The 2,453-nt window shown below is 61.3% G+C and carries 4 protein-coding genes; 1 reads left to right on the top strand and 3 read right to left on the bottom strand.

Annotation, left to right across the window (positions count from 1 at the left end; all coding sequences use genetic code 11):
- Window positions 1-161 precede the first annotated feature (161 nt).
- From VJ897_RS12340 to VJ897_RS12330, 3 genes are all read right to left on the bottom strand, one after another.
- A complete protein-coding gene (locus VJ897_RS12340) occupies window positions 162-806 on the bottom strand; it encodes a hypothetical protein (protein WP_324055984.1) in 645 nt (214 codons plus the stop codon).
- Window positions 791-1,171, bottom strand: coding sequence for a hypothetical protein (locus VJ897_RS12335; RefSeq protein ID WP_324055983.1), 381 nt, complete (start codon window positions 1,169-1,171; stop codon window positions 791-793). Before VJ897_RS12335 ends, VJ897_RS12340 begins: the two co-directional genes overlap by 16 nt.
- Before the next feature lie 447 nt (window positions 1,172-1,618).
- On the bottom strand, window positions 1,619-1,927 hold the full coding sequence (locus VJ897_RS12330; RefSeq protein ID WP_324055982.1) for a hypothetical protein: 309 nt from the start codon (window positions 1,925-1,927) through the stop codon (window positions 1,619-1,621).
- On the opposite strand from VJ897_RS12330, the gene VJ897_RS12325 reads away from it, so the two are divergent.
- Window positions 1,926-2,453: hypothetical protein (locus VJ897_RS12325; RefSeq protein WP_324055980.1), on the top strand; the 528-nt coding region annotated here is incomplete at its 3' end. The two genes, VJ897_RS12330 and VJ897_RS12325, sit on opposite strands and share 2 nt — an antisense overlap.

The following is a 2,453-nucleotide window of genomic DNA, read 5'->3' as shown; positions in this document are numbered from 1 at the left end:
GGCGGTAGCCCCCTCTGCTGTCCGTCGTTGTCGGCCCTGAGCTGCCATTCATCAGTAGCGCCGGTGCCGCGCTGCAGCCTTACGAGACCGGCCATCAATGCATCGCGCAGCATTTTCGATCAGCGGATGGCGGCAGTGCGGACCAAGCATACATCACCCTACTAGGAGAAGAGGAAGATCAAGGGGACAGGTGCAACGGCACAGGCAACAACTGCGAGGTATGGCCCAAATCCATAAAGGCGCGACGCGCCAGCGATAAAGGCCAGCCCGCCGCCGCCCCCAAGCAGAGAATTTCCGGGAGTGTTGAGGGCGACCACAAGCAGGAGGTGACGGTAGCGGTGCAGCCTTCGGCCAAGTGCCGGAGGAAAGATCATCGACAGCTTGTCCATGCGCTCGTGCGGGGCAGCACTCTCAAGTGCGGTGATAAAAGCTGCCGCCTTCGTTAATCCAAGCCACCCGAGCCCGCGGGCTATTGATGGTGCGGGGACGAGCCGCGCGCAGCCGAACGAAAGGACCAGCGCACCAACCATTCCAAAGTAAACTAATGGGGCGACCTGCCCGCCAAACAGGAGTAGCAAAGCGAACCCAATCTCGGCGCCTGGGACGAACGGAATTGCCGCTAGGACAACAAATGCAACGAAGGCAGTCATGACAATCCGATGGATCATTGGTTCGTTCATCGGGCGCATCTCGGGCACGGTCAGGTCTTTCAGATATCCTCCGAGAAACCAGCCCCCTAGAAGAAGCACGCCGTAGAAGGCAATCGCTCTACGCGTCGCCCACAGGCGCCTCAAAACCTTGCGCACATTGGATTCCCATCTGGGTCGATTGACTGCATCGCTTGACGCAATTGCGAAAGGGAAGCGGTCTCAACGCTCGTGAGCTCGCCGCCGACGAAAGTGATCTCTCGACGGGACGTCCAATACCAACGTCGGCGCTCCCAAGTGATAGTCACCCTGATCGAGCCGTCCTCGCTTACGAAGCCGTCGTAGGCGAAGCTGCCGCGGCTGTCGCTTTCAAGCGTGCCGGTGAAGCGAACCCCGTCGTCCATCGCTTCCGCATCATAGGTTCCCGGCTTGAAGCCACATCGCGTGCAGATGTCGGACCAGAAATAGCCTTCGTCGAAGTGAAGGCTGTCTTCGAGGTCTGGGCTCTCGGCTGGCCCGATCATGCCCGCAAATGACCGGCCATCCAGAATGCCCGCTGCGTTCCCCGGGCTGGAACCCACGAGCAAGACAGCAAGCGCCAAAGCCAAAGGAGTTGGAAGTTGTCTGATAACTGCGTACCTCGGAAACCAGCCTGCAGTCTAATGCTTCATCCGCCATATCGCAATTTGAGGCCTTCGGGCCTCGCAGTGGCCTCCTTCCGCTCGGGGCTCGACGCGGACATCTGAGGGTTTCGGTCAGATGTCCACTTTGTCACGGTGAGCCGACGCGAGTGCAGGGTAGCCGGTGATCGCTCTGCGGGACGAAACCGACCAGGCACGGCCATACAGGCATCGCTGCAAGCGGCTCACGTTCCCTGAAAGCGGTCGTTTGAACAGCGCTGGACGTCCCAAATCGGGGCCGGTTGTTCGCCGCGCGGGAGCATGATGTTTACATGCGGACGAAGTCCCCCGTCAGGCCGCAGCCTTGACTGACGCGTCGTCGAAGACCAATCCGAGCAGGTTAGGCCGCAGATTGAGCACGGTCGCCTGCCGCCCGCAGCCGCATCGCCTGCCTGCCGCGACAGCGAGCACGCCGAGAAAGAAATCACTCGCCAGACCTTCGTGATGATAGGTCCAGAGGTCTCGCTCGAACCTGCGCGCGTCTTCAGCCGGCATTCCCTGAAGAACGCGGTAGAGTTGCTCAGGCGTGATACGATCCCGTTGAAGCGTGTCGAGGTCCACGAGGGATCCGATCGCGCAGGTCGAGGAGGCAGAAGTCATGTCACTCACCTCCGCAGTCATCGGGAGGCTGGCAGAACCGAATCCGTACGCTTCGCGCACCCGGGAACTCCGTGAGCCTCGTTTCCTCCGGGACGAGGATTTCGCCTGCGCAGGATCCTGCAACCCGGAAACTCACGATCTTCGGTGCCACCTTCCGGCGGCTCGTCAAGATCGCCGCGGGAAGCGCGACACGATTGTGACCGGGAGCCGCGGCGCCTGGAACGACATAGAGGAGGTCCCGTCCTTTCCGGTGAACGACCTTCGCGACATGGTCGGCAGCATCCTCCAGAGGATCGGCTTCGAGAAGTGCATGACATTCGGCGATGTCGTCCTCGGCGAGGTGATCCGTGCGGGTTTCAATGTGCGGCCGGGTGGCTCGATGCGCTACAGTGTCGGCCGGCCCAGCGTGAAGGGCTGGCCCGCAGTCTGCGTCGGAGCCAAGGTCTGTCTTCAAGCTCTTCAGATACTCGAAGGCCGCATTGACCCCGAGAAACGCGCCGGCCTCACCGGCGGACTTGTCTGGATG

Source organism: Salibaculum sp., from assembly GCF_035270045.1.
Lineage (GTDB): Bacteria > Pseudomonadota > Alphaproteobacteria > Rhodobacterales > Rhodobacteraceae > Salibaculum.
This window is presented reverse-complemented; position numbering and strand designations above follow the sequence as displayed.

Coding starts and splice junctions, on each gene's coding strand:
- VJ897_RS12330 (WP_324055982.1), bottom strand. CDS start 1,927: ATGACTTCTGCCTCCTCGACCTGCGCGATCGGATCCCTCGTGGACCTC.
- VJ897_RS12335 (WP_324055983.1), bottom strand. CDS start 1,171: ATGATCGGGCCAGCCGAGAGCCCAGACCTCGAAGACAGCCTTCACTTC.